This window comes from Marinobacter alexandrii (assembly GCA_039984955.1).
GTDB lineage: Bacteria > Bacteroidota > Bacteroidia > Cytophagales > Cyclobacteriaceae > Ekhidna.
Genome location: JBDWTN010000007.1, coordinates 730,194 through 754,153 on the forward strand (window position 1 = coordinate 730,194; position 23,960 = coordinate 754,153).

Sequence of the window (23,960 nt, forward strand, 5' to 3'; positions counted from 1 at the left end):
TTAATTAAAGATGAGTATAATTGGGTCTATGCGAAAACTTTGGATTCTATTTTGTTTCGTCTCATCTACCTGTATAACAGCTCAACCTGTAAAAATAGCTAAGCTCAAATATGATGGCGGTGGAGATTGGTATGCCAATAAAACTGCTCTTCCGAATCTTATAGATTTTTGCAATGATCAAATCAATACCAATCTGGCACTATCTGAAGATGTGGTGGAAGTAGGAAGTCCTGATCTTTTCTTATATCCTTATGTGTATATGACTGGCCATGGAAATGTATTGTTTAATGGTATTCAGGCTGAAAACTTAAGAAGCTACCTAACCTCAGGAGGCTTTCTTCATATCGATGATAACTATGGCCTTGATCAGTTTGTGCGAACTGAAATGAAAAAGGTTTTTCCTGAACTAGATTTTATTGAAATACCCTTCGATCATCCTCTGTACCACCAAAAGTTTGATTTTGACAATGGTCTTCCTAAAATTCATCAACATGATGGTAAAGCTCCAAAGGGTTATGGCATCATTCATGAAGGACGCCTCGTTTGTTTTTATTCCTATGAATCAGATTTAGGAAATGGATGGGAAGATCAATCAGTTTACAATGATCCTCAGGAAATAAGATTGGAGGCACTCAAAATGGGTGCTAACATCATCTCATATACGTTCACAGCGGAATTATAAAAAGGAAGCCCCACTCTTCCTAAGAATCATGGGGCGATTACCTACCTGAAAACTTACTTACCAAATTATCTTCTACCTCTAGGTGTAATTGTTTTTGTGAAAGGCTCACCCCCGTTGATGGTTATTGTAACTTCATTATCACAAGTTCCATCTCCATAATCTACGATAGCTATATTATCTCCTGATGTAAATTGTTTGATTCCAGATACAGGAATGAAAACCCCGCTTGACCAACAGGCTCTTTTGTACACTAGTCTTGTAATAATCTCCATTTCATAGGATACACCATCTCGTTTAGTACCATTCGCTTCGCCTTCAACCTCAGTCGTATCATTTAATGGGTTACTTGCCCGAATCCAAGTTCTTGTTCTTTCCGCATCTCTGGTAGCTATGGTCTCGTCTGTGAAAGTAAGTTTGCCTCCTGTCAGCGTTACACTGAATGTAGGATTGTCCTCTAAGCTTTCAGAAACATTATCCACTCTTCTGGTTCCCTCTACTTGTACATCATCAATACTAAAGTTTACAAAGGTTGTCTGTCTGAACGCTCCTGGAATTAAACGATGTTCGTTATAAGTAATTTCGATAATCCCTGCTCTGATACGACCGCCGGGTCCTTCACATCCTTCACCGTAATCGATGATGAGCTTCTTGTTTTCCTCGTCATGTGTAACTGTCGCACAGTCTAAAATAACATCTCTGGTTACTCTTCCTCCAGCTGAAGACAAGGTCTCCATTCCTGCTCCTACTATAAGGTCAACATCCTCAAAATTGGATTCGAGTGTGGCCTCAGACTCAATGTCTAATTCTTGAACCAGGTCTTCAGAAGAAGAAGTTTCACTATCATCATTACACGAAGTAAGAAATGAAGCGAAAGCAATTGTCGAAATAAATAATAGCTTTTTCATAGTTGTCATATTTCAGTTTTTTATTTTCAATTGATTTTGATGCTTAGACATCCTATGAGTTCGATGGTTTAACCTTCATTGAATAAATTTTTAAGAAAGAGTTCATTAAGCGATTATTAAGGTGGACAATAGGTAGACACTTTCATATTTGAACTATCGAAAGACCGAACTAAAGGAGGGTAAGTGGTTTATGATTGTTTATTATTGTAATGGATTACAATACTCTTCTTATGCGATATTTTATCATTTGTATCAGCTTTTTCCTATTGATCAATCAATCAGCTGCTCAAGGTTGCAGCGATGCAGGTTTCTGTACAATGGGTGCAATGAAGCCAGATCAGAACTACAGCAAGAGGGTAGCTATTAAGTTAAGGTCTGTTGAGTTTAACTACTATCGAGGTACAAGCCTACTCACTCCTGTAATACATGCAGCAACGGTGGATTTTACGTTAGGCATTAATGATTTCAGTTCTATTCAAATTAAACTACCATATCAGTGGGTCACAGGGACTTTGGGAGAAACCGCAGGAATAGGTGATTTATCTTTAAGTTATACCAGGCTTTTAAAAACTTCTTCCAAGTGGAATGTAAATGGAACTTTAGGAGCTAAGATTCCATCGAATGATGGAAATAAGACTGTCAACAATGAGAAAACTGGTGGTATAGACGCTCCAATTCATATGTATTATCAACAGAGTCTAGGATCTTATGATGCAATAGCAGGAGTTTCCGTCATCAGTAGCGATTGGCTTTTTGCCACGGGCATCCAAATACCCCTTACCAGAAATGGGAATAAATTCACATGGCCACAATTCCCAAATCATCCAGATAGAGAATATATAAGAAAATACAACATTGGCAATGATTTGCTAAGAGGAATTGATGTAATGATTCGTGTAGAGAAAAACTGGCGTTTCACCAATTTCAATTTCTCTTTGGGAGCACTGCCAATCTACAGAATCACCAAAGATGAGGCTGCAGATCCTATGACAGGGGAACGCTCAAAATTAGCCAAGACCACTGGATTAGCTTTATCTGTAATTGGTAGCTTTGGTTATCATTTTGATGTAAATAATAGTATTAAAATTATTCAAGGTATTAAACTTGTGGATAGAGATTTTAACCCTGATGGACTTACACGAAATGAAGTCTTCAGTGTGAGCTACGTTTACAAATTTTAATTTTAATGAAGTATATCGGAATCGCGATAACATTATTATGTACCCTTGGCATCAATGCTCAAGAAACACCCTTGAACCAAGCCAACGCTTTTTTTGAAAAAGCTGATTATGAAAAAGCTTACGAGCAGTACAAATCAGCGGGTGATATCTTTTATGCAAATGATGATTTTGCAAAGTATGTTGACACTCATCTAAAAATGATTGAATCTCAGCTGAATATGGGAGATCCATTTCACGCTAAGAGTCTAGCCACTAATACACTAGAATTTATCGAAGCTGAGTTTCCTAATGAACGTGTGCTAAAAGCCAGATGCTTGACACTTCTCGGTGAGAGTCATCTAAACCTTGGACACAATGAAGATGCTTTAGAGAGTTTATTGATCGCTGAAGACAATTTCCCTTCTGAAGGCAGTCGAGAAAAAGCCACCTGTTTAAATGCCATTGGAGTGGCCTATGATGACAGCTATAATACTCAACTTGCAATCCAATACCATGAACAGGCTTTTGCGATGCGTCGAAAGTTATTTGGGAATCAATCCATCGACGTAGCTAACTCTTATAACAACCTGGGCAGGGTATACTTAAAAAGCGATCCATTACAAGCGCTAATCTATTTCAATCGAGCCAAGGGTATCTACGTGAAAGAACTTGGTAACAATAACCAAAGAGCTCTTAGAGCAAGCATAAATATAGCCTTCGCAAATATGGATCAAGGCAATTTCGATGAAGCACTAGATCAGCTAAATGATGTAAAGCTAATTTATGATGCTACCTACCAAGAGGAGCACCCTAATAAAGCATATATTCAATCGCTAATTGGACGAGTGCTGCTTTCCAATAAGGAAAACGAAAAGGCACTTCTAAATCAGAAAGATGCACTTCAGATGTATATCAGTCTATTTGGCGAAAAGCATCCTGACGTTGCAAATACCTATTTTTTGATTGGAGAAATTCACAAAAATAGAAATGAATTTAAACTAGCTGTTGAATTTTATCAACGTGCTATTTATGCAAACCTACCTGATCAGACCTCAACAGATTTTTACAGTCTACCCAAACTGGAAAACTATTTCAACGCTGACATTTTACTTAGGACACTCCAAGCTAAAGCTATTGCTTTAGCAGCATTACATTTTGAGAAAACCTTGAATGTAAAAGATCTTACAGGAGCTATAGCTACCTATCAAAAATGTGATGATTTAATCAGCATTGTTAGAAGAAAAAGGCTCAATGAACAGGATAAATTACGTCTGGGACAAATAGCTAAGGAGGTATATGAGAGTGGGATAGAACTTTCTGTTACACTAAGCAATCAAAGTTTCAATCGAAAAAAACATCTTCAAACTGCCTTTGACTTTTGTGAAAGAAGTAAATCTTCAGTTTTACTAGAAGCCATCACCGAATCAAAAGCAAAAAAATTCGCAGGTATTCCGGACGAGCAAATCCAACTTGAAGATAGTTTGAAAGATGAGATATCCTTCCTTGAACAACAATTGGCACAACAGGAAAATGCAGGCAATCAGGACATGAAAGACTTGCTGTTTTCCTATCAAAATACTTATCGAGACTTCATATCCAGTCTTGAAACAAACTATCCAGAATATTATAAATTAAAGTATGATCATTCAATTGCTACGGTAGCTTCAGTTCAAGAACATTTAACAGAAAAATCAGCCATGCTATCTTACTTTCTTGGAGAAGAAGAAATCTATATTTTCATCCTCACCAAGAAAAACGTTCAAGCTGTTCGAAAGTTGAAAGGAGAAAACTTCGAAAAACTAACCAAAGGCATTAGAAATGGCATCAAGTACAATAGCAAAAAAACATTTCTGACAACCTCAAAAGCACTCTATTCATTGCTAATTCCTGATTTACCGTCAGACATAGATGAATTGATCATCTTGCCAGATGGCATCTTGGGTACATTGCCTTTCGAAGCTTTTATAAACGATGAAGATGAAACAGAAGATTTCGCGAAAGCGGATTTTCTTATTAGAAATTTTCATGTATCATACGATTATTCGGCAACTCTTTTCAACGAAAGACACGCAGATGATGAGCAAATCAGTCCTGAAATATTGCTAATAGCACCAGTGAGTTTTGAAGAGAATGAGGTGCATATGTCTTCTCTTCCAGGATCAGAAAAAGAAATTGATGAGATACGATATCTATTCATGGGAAGTGATTCCGAAACAAAGATTCAATTGCGAAGTGATGCGAGTGAATTTAACTTCAAAAATGAGAACCTAGGAAAATATCGTTACCTCCATTTTGCTACTCACGGATTGGTTAATGAATCAGAGCCTGCGCTATCAAGAATATTTCTTAAGCCTGGTAATGATGAAGATGGTAGCCTTTATACTGGCGAAATATATAATCTAAATATCAACGCAGATCTGGTTACACTATCAGCTTGTGAAACGGGGCTAGGTAAAGTAGCTAAAGGAGAAGGAATTGTCGGGTTAAGTAGAGCATTGCAATATGCAGGTGCCAATAACATTATTGTTTCGCTATGGCAAGTAGCTGATGCTTCTACAGCGCAAATGATGATCGAATTCTACAAGTACAACTTGAATAATGACCATCATGGATATAATACAGCGCTTCGAGAAGCTAAATTATCACTACTCAATTCCGAAGAATATGCTCGACCATATTACTGGGCACCCTTTATTTTGGTAGGCATGTGAAAGATGAAAAAGAATACCTTATTTCTGCTTATTGTCTTTCTATTAGGCTTAATTCTTTTTGATGCAGCACAGCAGAAATACTACATTGACAATTTTTCTCCTGCAACGAACGATCCCATCTCGTTTTTAGAATTACTGAATAATCAATTCATCAGATGGGCTATCTGGACCACACTTAATGTTCCCTTTTGTTTACTTATATGGAAATACTATTTTAAAGAAAAGAATCAACCTCATATCAATTGGATTGTCATTGGATTAACGATAGGACTATCTACCATAATATCTCTGGTCCTCATCAGTACACATTCCATCCTTTCACAAAATGTTAGTTTAAACGAGTTCGGCGAATTTTTTCAATTCTTTATTTATCAAAAAGGATTAACCTTTCTTTTAGCAACCATCATGTTGACGCTAGTTCTATTTAACTACTCCAAAGTAAGGACAATAAGTAAGCAAAGTGTAGAGATCACGAACCTCAAAAAGACCACTCATAATCTACAGGAAGCATTGGCACATGAAGAAACTCCGCATCTAAACGTAAAAACTGGATATAAATTAAAGCCTATACCTCTGGATGAGATCATCTGGATTCAATCGGATGATTACTGTGTAAAAGTGCATACACATGAAAGTTGTTTTACGCTTCGCCAAAGTCTAAAAGCATTGGAAGAAAAACTATCTCCGTTTCGCTTTATCAGAATTCATCGTACTGCCCTTCTTAATTTAGATTACTTAGATCAAATCAATTCTGATACCTCAAAAATTATGCTTACCAATAAAACCGAAATACCCTATTCTAAAACAGGAATAAGATCCTTGAAAGAAAAAATGAAGGATCAATCGGTTTAGTTCACTGCAAAATAGGTTTGATTAGCTGCAATTTTTAGGGTTTCAAGAATCTCCTGAGTTTAGTTTACAAAAACAGAATAAACTCATAATGAAAAAGCTATCCTCAATACTTTTTACACTTTTGCTTTCCTTCACCATATTTGCGCAGTACGACTATGAGCCGTCCAAGAAAAACCCTTTTGGTCTCTTGAATCCTGAAGCTCCAAAGCAAACAGCCGACTATGCTCCTATCATTGGAGAGTGCACTTGCAAATCGGTTTCAAGAATCGATCAGAATACCTGGGCGGATACTGTCATGATGAAATGGACCTACAAGTACATACTGAATGGTATGGCAGTTCAGGATGAAACTCTAAAAGAAGATGGAACCCATTCGGGTAGTATTAGACAATACAATGCTGATAGTTCGCTTTGGTATGTTCACTATTATTCTTCAAATGTAGCTACACCTACACTCTCTGCATGGGAAGGAAATATGACTGAATCTGACAAAATGGTTCTTTATAAAGATCAAACTGCACCAAATGGAACACCCGGTTTTTTCCGGATTACTTTCTCAGATATCACCGAAACTGGATTTAACTGGACAGGAGAATGGGTAAATAAAGCAGAGACTTTTGTATATCCAACCTGGAAAATATTCTGCCTCAGAAAAGAGTAAGGATTCATAAATCTTAACAAGTAGTCTTCTTGGTGTCATAATCATTTCAAAATTATTGTGCACCTTACTCTTCCTATTAAACCGGAAATCGATTGATATGAAGAGGATAAAAATCGGTGACATGGTGGAGAGTGACTATGGTAAAGGAAGAGTGCTAGCTGAAACAAATGAGTGGATCATTCATGACAATTCAGCTAACAATAGCAGCTCTGAGTTTGCAATTTTGAAGTCCGATGATCACTTAAAGATTATAAGTGAGATGGAACTTCAGTCTTCTTGACTTGTCAAAAAAATAACTTATTCAGCAACTAATTCATTGATGATGTCATTGAATTGCTGATCGAAAGCCTGATAATACTTACCTGTTGCCGGGCCATTGAAATAGCTATGTACATACCGTACATAGCCTTGCTTATCCAAGATGACAAGCGTAGGAAATGCTTCAATTCTTTTCATAAAAGGAAATGGCATAGCTGCTCCTGTCTTACTTAATCGACCTCCTAACACCAAGTCATACGGAATATTGTTGACCTCTTGGTATTTATCAAGTCTCTCCAATCCATACTCTTTGGAATAATTAGCTTCAAAAGATGACGCAAGAATTGCCACATTCTTTTCTTCATTCCTCTTATACCAATCCACCAGGTATTTGGTCTGGTCGTGACTATTTGGACACCACGTACCAAACAGCTGAATGATCAAAATTTTACCCTCATATTTCAAAGGATCTATCGCATTCTTTCCCTCCCCTGCTCCGAGCAAATCAAAATAAGGTTTATGCTTACCCTTTTCTAGCTCGACCATTTTAAACGGATCTTCCAATTCAGCCTCTACATCGTATATTGCAGTCCATGGTTCTGAGTACCCATTATCATAGATCATCTCACCACTCCACTCATTCCCGATCTTCACTCCTCTAAATAAAAAAGCATGTGCCCCATCAAAACTTGAGAGTTTTAAAGAGTCTCCATCTAATATCCCTTCAAAATAGCGATAATCACTAACCTGTGTCATGATCGTTCCAGATATCGCATTTCCTTTTTGCTGAAAAAGTCCCACACCTTTGGACATGTCTGAAGAATTGGGTGAAAAAGTGATTCCCCATCGTTCTTGAATAGGTGCAGAAGGTCTCACACTATTCTTCATCATACGCTGCTTTCCATAGGAGGCAGAGAATCTCAATTGCAAGTCTCGATAAAACTTCTGATAGACGCCTTCCAAATTCATGGCTGATAGCTTTGCCCTGATTTCAACATCGAAAGGATCAATGGGAATCACGATGCTGTCACCTTCAATTCTGGCATTTGATACAATCCTTCTTTCTGCCCCATTGACGAATGTAATCTCAGGAACCTCGCCCTGTGGGTAGCCAACTTCCAAAATGAATGGAACTACGGCATCATCATAATGAATAAACCCTCTCCATTGACCCTGTTTCATTATCTGAGATGATACAGAGAAAGACATGATCAGTAAAACTGCAGTAATAGATGATTTCATGACTTGAAGATAAAGATCTTAAACGAAGTAAATCGAAATAGCTATCTTTAATACATAACTAACCTAATTAACCTATGACAAATGAATCAATAAAACCACCTACCTGGTTTTGGGTAGTCGCAATTATTGCCCTTGTATGGAATTTACTAGGTGTTGGTGCCTATTTAGGCCAGGCATATGTGTCAGACGATATCTTCTCTCAAATGGAAGAGGCAGTGCAAGATTTGATTAATCAAACCCCTGCATGGGCTACCGCAGCTTTTGCTATTGCCGTTTGGTGTGGAGCGCTCGGGAGTCTTCTGCTGGTATTACGAAGAAAGCTTGCTTACATGGTATTGATCTTATCGCTCATGGGCATTTTAGTTCAAATGTTTTACAACTTCTTTATGAGCAACTCTATGGAAGTTTATGGACCTGGGGGAGCAATAATGCCAATTTTTACAATCATCGTAGGAATAGGCTTGGTTTTGCTTGCCAAAAAGGGGAAATCCGTCGGCTGGCTGAGGTAAGAACTATTTGCAAAGTTAAGAAGAATGTCTCCAGAAGTATCATTCTGAAACTATCTGTGGCGACTAGTTGGAGTGAAGAATCTCTATGAGTTTTAAATAACCAAACATTGATAATATCAGATTCTTCATTCCTCAGAATGACAATATTTTGATGTCTTCATAGACAATCCCTTTTATTTGGATTGATTGTAGCATCTTTGCTACACATGACATTCAATGATTTCAACCTTGACGATCAACTCACCGAAGCGATCGATCATATGGGCTTTACAGAAGCCACTCCTATTCAAGAAGAAGCTATACCAGCCATTTTAGAAGGAAAAGATTTAATAGCCTGTGCACAGACAGGTACTGGTAAAACAGCCGCTTTCGTCATTCCGATACTTAACCATTTGGCGCAGAATCCCAGTGAGGATGTGAAAGTACTCATTGTAGTTCCGACAAGAGAACTAGCTATTCAGATTGACCAGCAAATCCAAGGGTTCTCCTATTTCCTACCTGTACACTCCATAGCTATCTACGGTGGTGGAGATGGATCAGACTTTGAACAACAAAAAAGAGCACTTACACAAGGAAGCAATATCGTTGTGGCAACACCTGGTAAACTCATTTCGCATTTGAATCTGGGCTATGTGAAGTTTGATCAGGTTTCCAATCTTATTCTGGATGAAGCAGACCGGATGTTGGACATGAACTTCTACGATGACATCAAGAAGATCATCATGCACCTCCCTAATCTGAAGCAGACATCCATGTTTAGTGCCACCATGGCACCCAAAATTGAAAAGCTGGCAAAGAGCATATTGACGAATCCTAAGAAGATTACGCTCGAATTGGCCAAGCCTTCAGAGAAAATCAGTCAGGAAGTTTATCGTGTGGAAGAAGGGTATAAAACAGAACTCATTGGTAAACTGATAAGCAGGTATGAGGCTTTTGAAAGCATCCTTATTTTCACCTCTACCAAAAAGAAAGTAAGTGATATTGTCAAGGGTTTAAAAGGAGTAAAACTAGAAGCTAAAGGCATTTCATCTATGCTGGAGCAAGACGAACGTGAGCGAATCTTACTAAAGTTTCGTGCTAAAAAAGTGAGAATCCTAGTCGCCACGGATGTGCTCTCAAGAGGCATTGACATCAAGGACATCAACCTGGTGATTAACTATGATGTACCCAATGATGCAGCGGACTATGTGCATAGGATCGGCAGAACTGCTAGAGCAAAAACCAGCGGCGTTGCTATTACACTGGTGAGCAAAGACGACAACTACAAAATGAAGCGCATCGAAAAACTCATCGATCGTGAATTGGAGAAAGTAGACTATCCGATGCGGAGGAGATAAACCGTTCCTTCAGTAGATCCTACACTTCATGCTCTAAAATCGACTGTTTATTCATTGGATAGCATTTTCAATAATGTCTTCATACTGGATCGTTATCTTTGATTGTTCACTATCACTTTATTAAGAATACACCATCCAGAATTATAACTTTCGATTATATAGTAGAGTTGATCGAAAAAAATCTGCACAGCGAAGATGATGGGGTGACTAATGAACAATCCGTAGATTACTCTTACAACATTCGTGGGTGGCTCACCAGTTTGAATGATTCACAGTTGGCTGATCCAGACGATCTCTTTGGGATGGAATTGCACTATAACAGCAACCCGATTGATGGGGCAAACAAACATTTCAATGAGAGTATCTCTGCCATGCAATGGAGCGATGCTTCCGGATCTGGATCTAGCAATTACCGATCATACAATTATTCATACGATCATCTAAATAGATTGACTGATGCAGATCACCGCATCAATGGGAACAACAACAATAGCTACGATGTAGAAAACTTGCAATATGACCTTAATGGAAACATTCAAACACTTGACCGCAGGGCGGAAGCGACAAGTAGTTATATTGATGAACTCTCCTATTCATACGTAGGCAACCAGCTGCAAAAAGTAGATGACTCAGGAGACGATTCTGCTGGCTTTATCGAAAGTGGTTCAGGTGCAGACTATACTTATGACGAAAATGGAAATATGATCTCAGATGCCAATAAAGGCATTACAGACATAGATTATAATCATCTGAACCTGCCGACCAAAGTGGTTTTTGATGCGCAGAACTACATAGAATACCTCTATGATGCTGCTGGCATTAAACTCCAGCAAAAAGTCTACGAAGATGGATCATTGATTAAGACCACCGACTATGTGGGTGAATTCATTTATGAAAATGGAGTGATTGCTCTTGTACAACATGAAGAAGGAAGAATAGTATCTAAAGATGGGGACTGGGATTACCAATATCACCTCAAAGACCACCTCGGCAATGTACGAATGACCTTCAGTACCACCCCTGAGGATTATACAGAAATCGCGACCTATGAGGATGCTAATACTACACAAGAAGTTGAGTTTTTTGGCAATCTTAACCCAAGAATTTCGCACCCTCTAGGTGGCAAAGGAGCCCGACTAAACAATGCCACCCCCAACTGGCGCAAGCGTCCGCTTGTGCTAATCAATATGAATAGCTAACATTGGTATGTGAGCAGGAAATATAAATTTCAAGATCAGACCAAATTATATTTTGTGAGTTTTTCAACTGTACATTGGATTGATCTTTTTGTAAGAGAAGAGTACAAACATGTATTAATTGATAGTTTGAAATACTGTCAAAAAGAGAAAGGTTTAGAGATATATGCATGGTGTTTTATGTCAAGCCACTTGCATTTGATTATAGGAACAAGGGGTGAAGCAATGCAGAACATCTTAAGGGATTTTAAAAGTTTTACTTCCAGAAAATTGAAAGATGAAATTAAAGGACATCCACAGGAGAGTAGAAGGGAATGGATACTTTGGATGATGGAAAGAGCTGGAAGTAAAAATTCGAATAATAGCGAATGGCAATTGTGGCAACAGCATAATCAACCGATTGAACTGGACACAAATAAAATGCTAAGGCAGAGGTTAGATTATTTACATATGAATCCAGTTGAAGCAGGTTTTGTAAGTGAACCAGAACATTGGAATTACAGTAGCGCTATTGATTATGCTGGAGGTAAAGGATTGATAGATATTTGCTTTATTGAATAAGCACAAGTGGACACTTGCGCTAGAGCGGGTGTTAGCAGAACAATCGTAGATCGTTGGTCACAAGACCAACGATGGCAGTGAATTCAAACCGTTATTGAGATCGCTTCGCCAATTCACGATGACGATCTAAATCGATTAATTTCAAATCGAAATCACCCTTCCCTCCGCAGCACCTCCATTGGAGATTGGCGCACTACACTTCTGCTGTTGAGCAAACCAATAAATACACTTAATCCTGTAACCAGGATAAATACGATTCCTATCTGAGATAGATTGGGAATGAACGTAAACTCAAACACAAACTGTCCGAGGAGTGTAGAGAAAAGTCCTGCTAAGAATATTCCGCTAATAGCTCCTAAGCCTCCCAAGAAAAAGTACTCTGCTATAGTAATCGTCCAAAGCTGCTTTTTAGAAGCTCCTAACGTACGCAAAAGCACGTTTTCTTGCACACGCTGAAACTTGCTGAGGATGATCGAACTGATCATCACAATGATACCTGTACCAATGCTGAAGAACGCCATGAATTGAATCACAAAAGCCACTTTCCCAAGCACGTCTTCCAGTGTTTTCAAGATCAGCTCCAAATCAATGATGGACACATTGGGAAACTGTTTCACCACGGCTTGCTGGTACTTTGCAGATGCCAGCATATCATCTATGCGAGTTACCAGCACATGAAACTGCGGCGCTCGTTCCAATACGCCATTCGGGAAGAGCACAATGAAGTTCGTCTGTACCCTTCGCCAGTCAATGTCTCTGAAGCTACCGACATACGTTTTGAGAATAGCTCCTTGTACATTGAAAATGAGCTCATCTCCTATCTCAATGTCCAGGTTATCCTTAAACCCATTCGAAATACTAATGAAGATACTATCGTTGCGTACCTCCCCTATCCAATCACCCGCTACTACTGTTTCAGAATCAATCAACGAGTCTCTATAGGTCACTCGATACTCTCGACTATACGCCCAGTCTGAAATAGCTACCGTAGTGTCATTGAATGCTTCATCTTTTGTGTAACCATTGACTTCTAGCAAGCGCATGGTTACCACCGGCACATCCTGAATGATTGGTAATTCGTATTCACTTGTTAGTTCTTTCAGTCCGGCATGCTGCTCAGATTGTATATCGAAGAGGATCGTATTGGGACGATCATCAGCTGCAGTGAGTGACACACGCTGCACAAGCAAGTCCTGCATAAAATAAAGTGTCGCTAAAAAGGAAGTACCCAAACCTAAAGCGGTAATGAGTATGATCGTCTGATTGTTGGGACGGTAGAGATTGGAAAAGCCCTGCCTCCATACATAGGATAGGTTAGCTGGAATAAGTTTCTTGGTTAGCCAGCTTATCCCCTTCCCTATGGCACCAAGTGCCACAATGGCTCCAATCAAGATGCCTGAAAAGGCCAGTGCTTGCCCAAGCGATTGTATCTGCCAGTATACGGACAAGAAAATGAAAAGAATGATTGCTCCGCCTATGGGGATCAAGAGCCGATCAAATTGAAATTTACTATCTCCAAACCCTAGCCTGATTGCTGAGAGAGGGCTTATTTTTCTAAGCCCAACCAGCGAGAGCAAACCAAACAGCAAAGAAATTATAATACCTATGAGAACGCCAACAAGAAGCGCTGGCCAGTACGGTACAGGGTCTAATTCAATAGGTATAAAGTCTTTAACAACTGTCGGGAGATACATGTGGATGGCAAGCCCAAGCACACTCCCTATAAGAGCTCCAATAAAGCCAAAAAGTGTGACCTGTATGAGATACACACTCACAGCTTGTTTTGCCTTCATCCCCAAACATCTCAATACAGCCACGGCTTGTACCTTACCCTTGGAATACACGTAAATAGAGCTGGCAACACCTAAGCAGCCTAGCAAAAGAGCCGTAAAGGCCACCAGTTCAAGGAAGTTTGAAAGGTTCTTAAAATCTTCACCTGTCTCACTCTTTTCCTCAGCTACCGTTTCCACATCATACCCCTTACTCTCTACATAGTTTGAGAGCTTGTTCCAGACCTGAGATGTATCAGGTTTTTCTGGAAACTGTATGTATTCCACATAGTTAATCCTACTTCCTTTTTTAATAAGCCCAGTAGCTTCCAGGTATTGGTACGGAATGTATACCACTGGAGAAATGGACGAAGAGACATCAGTCTGACCAGGAATCTGAGTGATTAGCCCGGTAATCATAAAGGTAACTTTGCCAACCTGTAGACTATCGCCAACCTGCGCATCGTATTGTAGCATGAGTTTCTCGTCCACCAGTGCATATCTGCTCAACTGAAACTCCTTAGAAGCCTGCTTGGGTTTAGTAGCAATCTCCCCGTAATAAGGATATTTCCCCTTCAAAGCACGTACTTGCACAAGTCTGGTTCCCCCAGTCTTAGGAAACAAAACCATCGAAGCAAAGTAGCTTTCCTGAGAAAAATCAGCAGCCATTGACCTAAAAGACTGCAACAAACTGTCAGGAAGGATTCGACTCCCTTTGATTCGTACATCAGCTCCAACCAGTCCTTTTGCTTGCTTGTCGATTTCATCCAATAGGTTTTCTCGAAAAGAGGTAATGCCTACCATCGCCGCTATTCCCAATGAAATAGAAGCAATGAAAAGAAGAAGCTTACCTCTGCTTTTGCGACTATCTCGCCATGCCATTTTCCAAGGCCAGGATTTACTGTATTTGGAAGGTTCTATTTTAATCTTTTTATCCACAGTTAAGAGGCAGTTGATCTTAATTGAGACATATTATTTCCTGGACGCTGATCAATGATCTTCCCTCCTTTTAACTGGACAATCTTACTGGTCTTTTCAGCAAGTTCCAGGTCATGTGTAACCAAAATAAGCGTTGTTCCTTTTTCTCGGTTGATCTCAAACAATAAATCTTCTACGGACTGACCTGTTTCTTCATCCAGATTCCCGGTGGGCTCATCTGCAAAAAGAATTTTGGGTTCATTAGAAAAAGCCCGAGCTATAGCTACTCGTTGTTGTTCTCCACCAGAAAGTTGTGATGGATAGTGATTAACTCGATCTTCTAACCCAACTCGAGCAAGCAAGGAAGACGCTTGATGCCTGGCTCCTTTCATACCCCTCAATTCCAGAGGAATCATGACATTCTCTAGCGCCGTTAGCGTTTGAATCAATTGAAAATTTTGAAAGACAAACCCGACAAATTGATTTCTGATTTGAGCCATTTCGTCTTCACTTAGCCTGTCTAACAGCACATGATTAAGTGTGATAGACCCTTCGGTTGGCCTATCCAATCCAGCGCAAAGACCTAAGAGTGTCGTCTTGCCACTTCCTGATGGCCCTACGACCGCTACTGAAGCACCTTCTTCTACGCTGAAGTTGATGTCTTCCAATACATTGATTTCTTTTGATCCGTTCTTAAATGTTTTTGAGATAGATGAAACGGCTAAAATTGATGCTTCGTTTGGCATGTATAAAAATTTAGAATAGTAAACGGAAAGGCGCACTACATGTTTGTAACTTCGCCTAGTCAGTTGCAAACTGTTTATCACCGTAAACTAACAACCAATTAATTCCCATGTTTCAACGAATCAACAAACTTTTTTTCCTCGTCGTTCTTATCAGCTGCAATACCTCTCAGGAATCGTCAAATAATGAAGTCGCAGAAACAGAAAATGAAAATGAAGTTGTCGCTGAAGAAGATGTTAATAAAAAAATCATTCTATTCTACGGCAACAGCATAACTGCTGGGTATCAATTGGATCTGGACCAAGCGTTTCCTGCGCTAATTCAACAAAAGATTGATTCATTGGGATTTAACTATAAAGCCATCAATGCAGGTCTCAGCGGAGAAACATCCGCAGGCGGTAAAAGCAGAATTGATTGGGTCTTGCAAACTGTTCCTGACATCTTCATTTTGGAACTTGGTGCTAATGACGGCTTGCGTGGATTAAAACTGGAAGAAACAGCAAAGAATCTTCAAGCCATCATTGATTCTGTCAAAAAAGAGAATCCCGAGGTTCAGATTATCATCGCAGGCATGATGGTGCCTCCAAATCTAGGCATTGATTACTCCAATGAATTCCAACAAGTATTTTCAGTCCTTGCGGATGAAAATAATGCGATCATTATTCCTTTTCTCCTGGAAGGCGTTGCAGGAGATCCCGATCTCAACCTGGAAGATGGCATTCATCCTACCCCTGAAGGTCATACAATAGTTGCCGAGCTCGTTTGGAAATACCTGGAGCCGATCCTCTGATTCTTTTCTACTAAATTTGCGCTCCAATCATGAAAAAGGTCGCATTTTATACGCTGGGCTGTAAGCTCAACTACTCTGAGACATCATCTATATCCAGGATGTTTGAAGACAAAGGCTATTCTAAGGTTGACTTCACCAATGAGCCCGATATCTTCATTATCAATACTTGTTCCGTCACAGAAAATGCAGACAAAAAGTGTAAGAAAATTGTCAAAGAGGCAAAGAAAATCTCTCCTGAGAGCTTTGTGACTATTATCGGATGTTACGCTCAGCTAAAGCCTAAAGAAATATCTGAAATACCAGGTGTAGACGCTGTATTGGGTGCCGCTGAGAAATTCCGATTATTTGACTATCTGGATGACTTCACAAAAGGCGGTGTTTTTGCATCAGAAATCAAAGAAGCCAAATCATATAACGCTTCCTACTCAATCGCTGATCGTACGCGTACATTTCTAAAAGTGCAAGATGGGTGTAATTATGGATGCTCCTTCTGTACTATCCCACTGGCAAGAGGTAAAAGTCGTAGCGATACTATCTCCAATATTATTAGTCAGGCAAAAGAAATTGCTCAGACGGGGGTCAAAGAAGTGGTTCTGACGGGGGTCAATATTGGGGACTTTGGTATACAAGAAGGTCGCAGAAAAGAAAAATTCATCGATCTGGTAAAAGCATTGGACGAGGTTGAAGGAATCGATCGATTTCGGATTTCATCCATTGAACCCAACTTACTTTCTAATGAAGTGATTGAGTTTGTTGCTCAGTCCAAACGGTTTGTGCCTCACTTTCACATCCCTCTTCAATCAGGTAGTGACACCATTCTTAAACGAATGAATCGTCGTTATTTAAGCGATCTCTATAGAAGTCGTGTTGAAACCATAAAGTCATTGATGCCCGATTGCTGTATTGGAGTAGATGTGATCACTGGGTTCCCTGGAGAAACCGAGGAAGAATTTCTAACTACTTATAACTTTCTGAATGAGTTAGATATATCCTATCTCCATGTTTTCACCTATTCAGAGCGCCCGAATACTAAGGCAATTGATATGGAGAATGTAGTTGATCAATCTGAGCGTAATAGACGATCAAAAATGCTGAGAGGACTTTCTGAGAAGAAAAGAAGGTATTTCTATGAACAGCACTTAGATAAAACTTATCAGGTCCTTTTTGAAGAGGAAGTTACAGACGGCATAATGAATGGCTTTACAGATAATTACATTCGTGTTGCAGCAAAGTACGATCCTATTTTAGTGAACGAATTGAAAACTGTTACATTGAAAGAGATCAACATCAATGGTCAAGTGGATGTGGAAGAGCCAGAAGAAGTTCTCCAACACAGTTAATACTTCACTCCCCCCCCATCCTTCCCATTTATTAAAAGATTCTGATACAAGTTCAGAATGACGGGCAATCGTGATTATTTTTGATTCATTAGAAAGTTAAGCGTATGAAAATAATTTGTATTGGTAGAAACTACGCAGCGCACATTGAAGAGCTTGGGAACGAACGCCCAGAGCATCCTATCATCTTCATGAAGCCAGACACTGCCCTTATCAAGAACAATGATCCATTTTATTACCCAGACTTCTCAAAGGATATCCATCATGAAGTGGAAATTTTGGTGAAGATCAAAAAAGAAGGAAAATCAATTCAGCAAGAGTTTGCGCACCAGTACTATGATGAAATTGGTTTAGGGATAGATTTCACTGCCAGAGATTGGCAGAATATCGTAAAAGAGAAAGGTCATCCATGGGAAATCGCAAAAGCATTTAATGGTTCTGCACCCGTATCTAAATTCTTTCCAAAAGGAGATAGAGATATGACCAATGTAAACTTCCGTCTGGAGAAGAATGATTTGGAAGTTCAAAATGGAAACACGAGTCTAATGCTCTGGCCTATAGATGAAATCATTTCGTATGTTTCTAAGTTTATTCTTTTGAAAATGGGTGATATTATCTTTACCGGAACACCAAAAGGAGTAGGTCCTGTAAAAATTGGTGATCGTTTGGTAGGATTTTTGGAAGAAGAGAAGATGTTTGATTTTGAGGTTAAATAGTTAGTGCGATTATTATCGATTCTCTTATTTGTTTTAGGCATATCCCTGAATGCTCAGGATGTAAATAGTATTGACTATCAATTCCCTATAAACCCTGGCCAGCAGAATTATCTAGCAGGAACTGTCGGGGAAATTCGTAGTTCTCACTTTCATACTGGCATTGACGTGAAAACCGGCGGCAGAACAGGACTTCCCGTTTTTGCAGTAGCAGGTGGGCACATTTCAAGAATTAAGGTTTCTGGTTCAGGATATGGATATGCGCTCTATATGAAGCATCCAAATGGCACATTTTCTGTTTACGCTCACCTGGAAGCCTTTGACCCAAGAATTGCAGATTGGGCTCTAAAAGAGCAATATCATAAGGAGTCATTTGAAGTAGATCTATTTCCGGAAGCCAATCAGTTTGCATTTAAGAAAGGTGATATCATTGGTTATTCAGGTAATACGGGATCTTCAAGTGGGCCACATCTTCACTTCGAAATAAGAGACGCTAATCATCAGCCACTGGATGTTCTCCAATTAGACTTCAAAGAGATCAGAGATAATATTGCTCCGGTCGTAAAAAAGGTCGCATTTGTGACGCTCGAAGAAAGCGCTCGCATAAATGGATTTTTTGGAAGATATGAGTTCGATCTGATAAAATCTACACGTTGGTATCAAACAAAAGAACTCATTAACCTTAAAGGAAAAATCGGTGTTGAAATCTACTCCTATGATCCAATGGATGGCATCCCAAACAAAAATGGAATTACAAAAACAGTGTTTCAAGTTGATGGAGACACATTATTCACTGAGTTCAAGGAAGCTTTTCCGTTTGGTAAACAAAGAAATGTATTAGTTCATTATAACTATTCGGCACATAAGAAAGGAAGTAGAAGATTTAACAAATTATACCTTTCTGACGGGAATGAGCACACCATCTATGGAACAACAAATCGTGGAATTTACTTCGATGATCAAAATGAACTATTGATTGAGACAGAGGACAGTTATCAAAATTCCTCTACAACGAGGATTTTGCTCACAGATGAAGAAGTAACCAATATTCCGAGATTACGTGTTCCTGAAAAGATTGGCAACTACTTACATTTCAAATCAAATCAGCAAGCTTCTGTGATGCTTAGTGAATGGAAAGGAATAGAACCTTATTATACAGATGAAAAATGGCAGTATTACCTATGGGATCTAAGAGAGGGTACTCCCAGTAGTCTCTTCATCAATGGTGAAACATTTGACACTTTCTTGGTTGGCCAAATACCTTCAAATCAAGAAATAAGTTACGTTCAGGAAGAATTCACACTCGATATGAAAAGAAGATCACTCTTTGACACACTTTATCTGGCGTTCGAAAAGGAGTATGATACCTTGAAAAACCTTGAACTATTCCATTTCAAAAATGCAACTCAGCCAATCCGATCAACTATTGACATTACATTAAACCCTGTTAAATCCTCCAATAAAGAAAAAGCTGCAGTCTACTCAGTCTTTGGAAAAAGATTTAACTACATGGGAGGAGAATGGAACGGTGAAAAGATTAAATTTTCTACAAGAGATCTTGTCTCATATACTATTCTAGAGGACTCAGTACCTCCTTCAGTAGAAGTCAAAATGGTAAATAGCGATTACTTAAAATTTCGAATAGCCGATAAAATGTCTGGCATTAAAAGTTTTAAAGCAACTATAAACGGTGAATTCGTATTGATGCACTATGAACCAAAACGAAATTTTATCTGGTCTCAGAAATTAAACAAAAACATTCCTTTTAAAGGAAAGTTTATATTGGAAGTAATCGATAATTCGAACAACGGAACGATTTATAGCAAAACATTATGATCACATTGAAACCCGGCGATATAGCCCCAAACTTTGAAAGCAAAGACCAAGATGGAAATTCAGTTAAGCTCTCAGATTATGAAGGGAAAAAAGTAGTCCTTTACTTTTATCCAAAAGATAACACTCCTGGATGTACCGCTGAATCGTGTAATCTTAGAGATAATTACGAAGCTTTACAGAAGCAAGGGTATGAAGTATTGGGCGTTAGTAGTGATGGAGAAAAATCTCACCAAAAATTCATTACTAAGTATGAGCTACCATTCAAGCTACTTGCAGATGAGGACAAGTCAGTTCATGAGGCTTTCGGAACTTGGGATCTTAAGAAATTTATGGGGAAAGAATACATGGGTACCCTTCGATCTACCTTTTTGATTGACGAGCAGGGAAAAATTGAAGAGGTTATTGAAAAAGTGAAAACGAAAGATCACACAGCTCAGATATTAAAGTAAAAATAAAGACTGTTAGCTATTAATAGCTAACAGTCTTTATCATCATCTTCTCACTTCTCCAGGAAATACAACTAGACTTTCCTTCCCATCCTTGCCGACCGCAGAGACTCCAAAAAAGTAGTTGTCTATCACAATTCCTTTCAAAGTGAACTCGGTTTTGTCTTTGTCTACCTCGTAAAAATTATCCCATGTAGGCGAAGTGGTGCTTCTAAAATAAACTTTGTACCCGCTTAGGTTCTCATCTTTGATTTCATCCCAATAAAGAGTCGTGGATGGCTTAACAGCACCGCTTATAGCCACATTTTGAGGCTCCTGAGGGGCAGATGCTAAGGAAGCCAGTGAAATCGCATTCACAGCTGTAAGCTTTTTAGCATATTCAAAGTTTACTCCTTCGATCACATCACCATACTTGATGCCATCTTCTTCTCGAATATCTTGATGCTGACGATTATAGTTCTCGTGAGCTTCCATGATTCGCACACCTGCAAAGCCTTCATCATTGAATGGGCGATGATGGCCTCCCCTTCCGAATCTATCTAAACGGTAGATCATCATAGGGTTCATTTCTGGCATATATGTTTTAGTCATTTGATAAACATATCTCGCTAGCTGACGTGAGGTGCCATCTACTTCTCCTCCATAGTACCTGCGCATACGCTTCTCAAAATCAGAGTCTTTTGTATTGGTGGGTTCAGAAAATATTCTGAATGTACGATTATCTATGACTCCATCTACGCCTTCGATGTTTCCTATCATGTCATTATTCAGAACACCTACAATTTCCCAGCCTTCCTCTCTGGCTTTAGCAGCAAGGTGTTTTCCTCCATACAATCCTTGCTCTTCTCCTGAAAGCCCTACCAGCATGATAGAACTCTCAAATTTATATTTAGAAAGAACTCTGGTAGCTTCAATGACCCCTGCCATACCTGTAGCATTATCATTTGCTCCCGGGGAATCATCCGTATAATTCAAAGCATCAGAAATCCTACTATCGATATCTCCAGACATGATTACGTATCTATTGGGGTATTTTGTACCACGTATCACTGCCATTACATTGACAATCTCAGTATCCTTTGTAATGCGAGTCTTCTCATTTCCTTTCTCCAGCGTTCGCAAAGTAGAGACCTCTAAGCATCCTCCACAATCTTTACTAATCTGCTCAAATTCAGCCTGAATCCATCTCCTTGCGGCTCCTATTCCTCTGGTGTCGGATTCTGTATCTGACATGGTATGTCGTGTACCAAATGAGACTAATTTTTTAATGTCACTCTCAATACGATCAGAACTGACATTATCAATGATTTCATACGGATTTTGTGCTTTGGTTAGAACTGATACAGCACAAAGTATCACAAAAGATATCTTTTTCATCTTACATGTTATTATTAATATAATTCACTACTTGCTTAAGGTCAGCTTCATCTTTAACATTCCACCTATTAGACTTAATTGTCTCTTTGATTCCTGAATATTTTGAATTCAATAGCTCTATAATCTTCTTTTTGGAAGTAGGTAAAAGTGTTGGGACTCGGTTACTCATGATATAGTACTCGGATTTCCTCTCTAACCTTGGCTCTTTAGCTCCTACATCTAATGCAGGATTGTAACCAGCTTCAAATCTTTCGAAGGTATAATATTTTAAAAGGTTAGCATCACCTTCATTAAGCACTTCATAAGCTCCTATAGGATAGCTTGTTGGTTGCTCGAAAGCATTATTGGTAATGATAAAAACATTTTCGCCATCGCCTCTTGGAGATTTAAAATTCAACGACTCAATAAAATTTCCTTCTAAAACCTTTAATGCAGTTCCGTCTTTGATCTCAATCTGATGGTTCAGAATATCATATCGAATAGGATTTTCAAATGCTCCTAAATCATTGCGAATAATAAAAGTGGCAGGCACCCAATTTTCAAAAAGATAAAGCGCGTTGAGAGCTGGGGCTTTATCTGGTTGAATCTGCTCCACGATACCACCAACGGCAGTATTTACATTGATTACTCCTGTAGGATAGCGCATTTGACCCGAAACAGAAATTGATAACCCGATCAATAGAAAATAAATTAGTCTCATAGTAAAGTTGAATTATAAAAAAAGCCTGAATAATTACATTCAGGCTTTAAGTTAATCAATATGTTAAAATAATTATTCGGGTTGCGCTTGAACTTTATAGTCAAATGTTACTTCACTGGTAACACCTCCACCTGCTTTCACAATGCTTCCCAATTGAATAGCTGCATATCTTCTATTATCAGCAGCTGGTGCTCCTGACTGAGGAATGTCACCCAATTGAATTAAGATTATTGCATTCGTATTCAATGATTCAATATCTGACACTGTAGCAGAAGCTATACCTGCAGCATATGCATCTCTGACTGACTCGTAAGTGGCCGAAGAGAAGCCGAATGTTTCATCTGCAACAACGAACATCGTACTACTTCCTGCTCCAGAAGCAAGATCAAGTTCACCTGCATTTAGTAAAAGTTGAATATCAGCTGAGTCAGCATCAGTCGCTAGTACTTCATCAGATATAAACTTTAACGCTTTGAAGTTATATGCGTTTCTTAGCGAATCAGTAACACCTGTTGATATCGCATAATCAGGTGTCCTTAAAGTAACCGTTCCCGACTCGGAAAGATCAACATCTGTTACAACTAAAAATCCAGATATTGAATCTAGAAGGCTACCAGAAGATACTTCAAGCTTATAATATATGGAATCTCCAATATCATAAGTAGTATTAACCGCTACAAATGTTAAGCTATCCTCTAATGTAAGCGCATCATTTGTATTTGAATTATCTGCAGTTGCACTGTAGTTTGATTCTGAACCTATCTTAAAAAAGATGTCATAGGAATCAATAATACCATTCTCCGTCTCCGCTGAAAAAACAATACTAAAAGTCGAATCCAATTTCGCTTCCGTAGATGTTGTTTCTTCAAAAGATGCCGGATTACCAATAGAAAGTGCAAGCAATTTTTGCGTCTCGCCATCGCTGAAAATCAATGTTTCGGAATCTGGATTGCCAAGTTCCGCCAGAGTCCTGGTAAATGTACCAGCTCCGCCAGCCATGGCTACCGTACCAAAATCTCCACCATCTCCAGTTACTGTTAAAGATGCAGCGTCCCCACTAGATCTGACATCCATAGTCACAACATCCAATGTTGTAAAAGAAGCTGAAAAAGCAGGGTGGTCAGGGAATGTGATTTTATTATCCGCTTCTTGGAAGCCTAACAAATCATCATTTTCCTCACACGAAATAATCATTAGCACCGCTAGCGATGCTAGTAATAAGTTTTTATATCTATTAATCATAATAAATTTGATTA

General features: G+C 39.0%; 22 protein-coding genes. 15 read left to right on the forward strand and 7 right to left on the reverse strand.

The genetic code is table 11. From position 1 onward, the window contains the following. The first annotated feature begins 28 nt into the window (after window positions 1–28). Entirely contained in the window at window positions 29–682 is a 654-nt protein-coding gene (locus tag ABJQ32_09580; GenBank protein MEP5289890.1) for a DUF4159 domain-containing protein, read from the forward strand. Window positions 683–747: 65 nt separating this feature from the next. Here the strand turns inward: ABJQ32_09580 and ABJQ32_09585 are convergent, their stop codons facing one another. Next, complete coding sequence (locus ABJQ32_09585; GenBank protein ID MEP5289891.1) at window positions 748–1,587, reverse strand: hypothetical protein; 840 nt, start codon at window positions 1,585–1,587, stop codon at window positions 748–750. A 230-nt stretch (window positions 1,588–1,817) separates the two neighbouring features. Between ABJQ32_09585 and ABJQ32_09590 the strand changes: the two genes are divergently transcribed. From ABJQ32_09590 to ABJQ32_09610, 5 genes are all read left to right on the forward strand, one after another. Continuing rightward, complete coding sequence (locus ABJQ32_09590) at window positions 1,818–2,768, forward strand: hypothetical protein (GenBank protein ID MEP5289892.1); 951 nt, start codon at window positions 1,818–1,820, stop codon at window positions 2,766–2,768. A gap of 5 nt (window positions 2,769–2,773) precedes the next feature. Continuing rightward, complete coding sequence (locus ABJQ32_09595; GenBank protein ID MEP5289893.1) at window positions 2,774–5,458, forward strand: CHAT domain-containing tetratricopeptide repeat protein; 2,685 nt, start codon at window positions 2,774–2,776, stop codon at window positions 5,456–5,458. 3 nt (window positions 5,459–5,461) lie between these two features. Then, a complete protein-coding gene (locus ABJQ32_09600) occupies window positions 5,462–6,310 on the forward strand; it encodes a LytTR family DNA-binding domain-containing protein (GenBank protein MEP5289894.1) in 849 nt (282 codons plus the stop codon). An 88-nt stretch (window positions 6,311–6,398) separates the two neighbouring features. Then, window positions 6,399–6,971, forward strand: coding sequence for a hypothetical protein (locus ABJQ32_09605; protein MEP5289895.1), 573 nt, complete (start codon window positions 6,399–6,401; stop codon window positions 6,969–6,971). A gap of 97 nt (window positions 6,972–7,068) precedes the next feature. Beyond that, window positions 7,069–7,251 carry a hypothetical protein gene (locus ABJQ32_09610; GenBank protein MEP5289896.1) on the forward strand — a complete coding sequence of 61 codons (183 nt, stop codon included), beginning with the start codon at window positions 7,069–7,071 and terminating at the stop codon, window positions 7,249–7,251. 17 nt (window positions 7,252–7,268) lie between these two features. Here ABJQ32_09610 and ABJQ32_09615 read toward each other — a convergent pair whose 3' ends face one another. Next, the gene (locus ABJQ32_09615; protein ID MEP5289897.1) at window positions 7,269–8,471 is read right to left on the reverse strand and encodes a TlpA disulfide reductase family protein; all 1,203 of its coding nucleotides are present in this window, start codon (window positions 8,469–8,471) and stop codon (window positions 7,269–7,271) included. Window positions 8,472–8,545: 74 nt separating this feature from the next. Between ABJQ32_09615 and ABJQ32_09620 the strand changes: the two genes are divergently transcribed. The 4 genes from ABJQ32_09620 to ABJQ32_09635 all read left to right on the forward strand — a co-directional run bounded on the left by ABJQ32_09620 (window position 8,546) and on the right by ABJQ32_09635 (window position 12,074). After that, the gene (locus ABJQ32_09620) at window positions 8,546–8,980 is read left to right on the forward strand and encodes a hypothetical protein (GenBank protein ID MEP5289898.1); all 435 of its coding nucleotides are present in this window, start codon (window positions 8,546–8,548) and stop codon (window positions 8,978–8,980) included. A gap of 206 nt (window positions 8,981–9,186) precedes the next feature. Continuing rightward, entirely contained in the window at window positions 9,187–10,317 is a 1,131-nt protein-coding gene (locus ABJQ32_09625) for a DEAD/DEAH box helicase (protein MEP5289899.1), read from the forward strand. 167 nt (window positions 10,318–10,484) lie between these two features. Continuing rightward, window positions 10,485–11,516, forward strand: a complete 1,032-nt coding sequence (locus ABJQ32_09630; protein MEP5289900.1) for a hypothetical protein — start codon at window positions 10,485–10,487, stop codon at window positions 11,514–11,516. 54 nt (window positions 11,517–11,570) lie between these two features. Continuing rightward, the gene (locus tag ABJQ32_09635) at window positions 11,571–12,074 is read left to right on the forward strand and encodes a transposase (protein ID MEP5289901.1); all 504 of its coding nucleotides are present in this window, start codon (window positions 11,571–11,573) and stop codon (window positions 12,072–12,074) included. Between the two features lie 152 nt (window positions 12,075–12,226). Here the strand turns inward: ABJQ32_09635 and ABJQ32_09640 are convergent, their stop codons facing one another. Then, entirely contained in the window at window positions 12,227–14,782 is a 2,556-nt protein-coding gene (locus tag ABJQ32_09640) for an FtsX-like permease family protein (protein MEP5289902.1), read from the reverse strand. 2 nt (window positions 14,783–14,784) lie between these two features. After that, window positions 14,785–15,507 carry an ABC transporter ATP-binding protein gene (locus ABJQ32_09645; protein MEP5289903.1) on the reverse strand — a complete coding sequence of 241 codons (723 nt, stop codon included), beginning with the start codon at window positions 15,505–15,507 and terminating at the stop codon, window positions 14,785–14,787. Between the two features lie 107 nt (window positions 15,508–15,614). Between ABJQ32_09645 and ABJQ32_09650 the strand changes: the two genes are divergently transcribed. The 5 genes from ABJQ32_09650 to bcp all read left to right on the forward strand — a co-directional run bounded on the left by ABJQ32_09650 (window position 15,615) and on the right by bcp (window position 20,630). Next, window positions 15,615–16,295, forward strand: a complete 681-nt coding sequence (locus tag ABJQ32_09650) for an arylesterase (GenBank protein ID MEP5289904.1) — start codon at window positions 15,615–15,617, stop codon at window positions 16,293–16,295. A 29-nt stretch (window positions 16,296–16,324) separates the two neighbouring features. After that, window positions 16,325–17,635: a tRNA (N(6)-L-threonylcarbamoyladenosine(37)-C(2))-methylthiotransferase MtaB gene (gene mtaB / locus ABJQ32_09655; protein ID MEP5289905.1), complete on the forward strand. Its 1,311-nt coding sequence runs from the start codon at window positions 16,325–16,327 to the stop codon at window positions 17,633–17,635. 104 nt (window positions 17,636–17,739) lie between these two features. Continuing rightward, window positions 17,740–18,348, forward strand: a complete 609-nt coding sequence (locus ABJQ32_09660; GenBank protein MEP5289906.1) for a fumarylacetoacetate hydrolase family protein — start codon at window positions 17,740–17,742, stop codon at window positions 18,346–18,348. Between the two features lie 3 nt (window positions 18,349–18,351). Next, window positions 18,352–20,181, forward strand: a complete 1,830-nt coding sequence (locus ABJQ32_09665) for a M23 family metallopeptidase (GenBank protein ID MEP5289907.1) — start codon at window positions 18,352–18,354, stop codon at window positions 20,179–20,181. Then, on the forward strand, window positions 20,178–20,630 hold the full coding sequence (bcp, locus tag ABJQ32_09670; protein MEP5289908.1) for a thioredoxin-dependent thiol peroxidase: 453 nt from the start codon (window positions 20,178–20,180) through the stop codon (window positions 20,628–20,630). The genes ABJQ32_09665 and bcp overlap by 4 nt, the downstream gene beginning before the upstream one ends. A gap of 42 nt (window positions 20,631–20,672) precedes the next feature. On the opposite strand, the gene ABJQ32_09675 is transcribed toward bcp, so the two are convergent. From ABJQ32_09675 to ABJQ32_09685, 3 genes are all read right to left on the reverse strand, one after another. Next, window positions 20,673–22,004 (reverse strand): M28 family metallopeptidase, encoded by a 1,332-nt coding sequence (locus tag ABJQ32_09675; GenBank protein ID MEP5289909.1) that lies wholly within the window; start codon window positions 22,002–22,004, stop codon window positions 20,673–20,675. 1 nt (window position 22,005) lies between these two features. Further along, window positions 22,006–22,704 carry a hypothetical protein gene (locus tag ABJQ32_09680; protein ID MEP5289910.1) on the reverse strand — a complete coding sequence of 233 codons (699 nt, stop codon included), beginning with the start codon at window positions 22,702–22,704 and terminating at the stop codon, window positions 22,006–22,008. A gap of 72 nt (window positions 22,705–22,776) precedes the next feature. Continuing rightward, the gene (locus ABJQ32_09685) at window positions 22,777–23,946 is read right to left on the reverse strand and encodes a hypothetical protein (GenBank protein MEP5289911.1); all 1,170 of its coding nucleotides are present in this window, start codon (window positions 23,944–23,946) and stop codon (window positions 22,777–22,779) included. Between the last annotated feature and the right edge of the window lie 14 nt (window positions 23,947–23,960).

What these genes read in the sequence shown, in the direction of transcription:
- ABJQ32_09680 (MEP5289910.1), bottom strand. Translation starts at nt 22,704, where the DNA reads ATGAGACTAATTTATTTTCTATTGATCGGGTTATCAATTTCTGTTTCG.
- ABJQ32_09660 (MEP5289906.1), top strand. Translation starts at nt 17,740, where the DNA reads ATGAAAATAATTTGTATTGGTAGAAACTACGCAGCGCACATTGAAGAG.
- ABJQ32_09580 (MEP5289890.1), top strand. Translation starts at nt 29, where the DNA reads ATGCGAAAACTTTGGATTCTATTTTGTTTCGTCTCATCTACCTGTATA.
- ABJQ32_09685 (MEP5289911.1), bottom strand. Translation starts at nt 23,946, where the DNA reads ATGATTAATAGATATAAAAACTTATTACTAGCATCGCTAGCGGTGCTA.
- ABJQ32_09600 (MEP5289894.1), top strand. Translation starts at nt 5,462, where the DNA reads ATGAAAAAGAATACCTTATTTCTGCTTATTGTCTTTCTATTAGGCTTA.
- ABJQ32_09595 (MEP5289893.1), top strand. Translation starts at nt 2,774, where the DNA reads ATGAAGTATATCGGAATCGCGATAACATTATTATGTACCCTTGGCATC.
- ABJQ32_09620 (MEP5289898.1), top strand. Translation starts at nt 8,546, where the DNA reads ATGACAAATGAATCAATAAAACCACCTACCTGGTTTTGGGTAGTCGCA.
- ABJQ32_09605 (MEP5289895.1), top strand. Translation starts at nt 6,399, where the DNA reads ATGAAAAAGCTATCCTCAATACTTTTTACACTTTTGCTTTCCTTCACC.
- ABJQ32_09585 (MEP5289891.1), bottom strand. Translation starts at nt 1,587, where the DNA reads ATGAAAAAGCTATTATTTATTTCGACAATTGCTTTCGCTTCATTTCTT.
- ABJQ32_09675 (MEP5289909.1), bottom strand. Translation starts at nt 22,004, where the DNA reads ATGAAAAAGATATCTTTTGTGATACTTTGTGCTGTATCAGTTCTAACC.
- ABJQ32_09615 (MEP5289897.1), bottom strand. Translation starts at nt 8,471, where the DNA reads ATGAAATCATCTATTACTGCAGTTTTACTGATCATGTCTTTCTCTGTA.
- ABJQ32_09650 (MEP5289904.1), top strand. Translation starts at nt 15,615, where the DNA reads ATGTTTCAACGAATCAACAAACTTTTTTTCCTCGTCGTTCTTATCAGC.
- ABJQ32_09625 (MEP5289899.1), top strand. Translation starts at nt 9,187, where the DNA reads ATGACATTCAATGATTTCAACCTTGACGATCAACTCACCGAAGCGATC.
- mtaB (MEP5289905.1), top strand. Translation starts at nt 16,325, where the DNA reads ATGAAAAAGGTCGCATTTTATACGCTGGGCTGTAAGCTCAACTACTCT.
- ABJQ32_09645 (MEP5289903.1), bottom strand. Translation starts at nt 15,507, where the DNA reads ATGCCAAACGAAGCATCAATTTTAGCCGTTTCATCTATCTCAAAAACA.
- ABJQ32_09590 (MEP5289892.1), top strand. Translation starts at nt 1,818, where the DNA reads ATGCGATATTTTATCATTTGTATCAGCTTTTTCCTATTGATCAATCAA.
- bcp (MEP5289908.1), top strand. Translation starts at nt 20,178, where the DNA reads ATGATCACATTGAAACCCGGCGATATAGCCCCAAACTTTGAAAGCAAA.
- ABJQ32_09610 (MEP5289896.1), top strand. Translation starts at nt 7,069, where the DNA reads ATGAAGAGGATAAAAATCGGTGACATGGTGGAGAGTGACTATGGTAAA.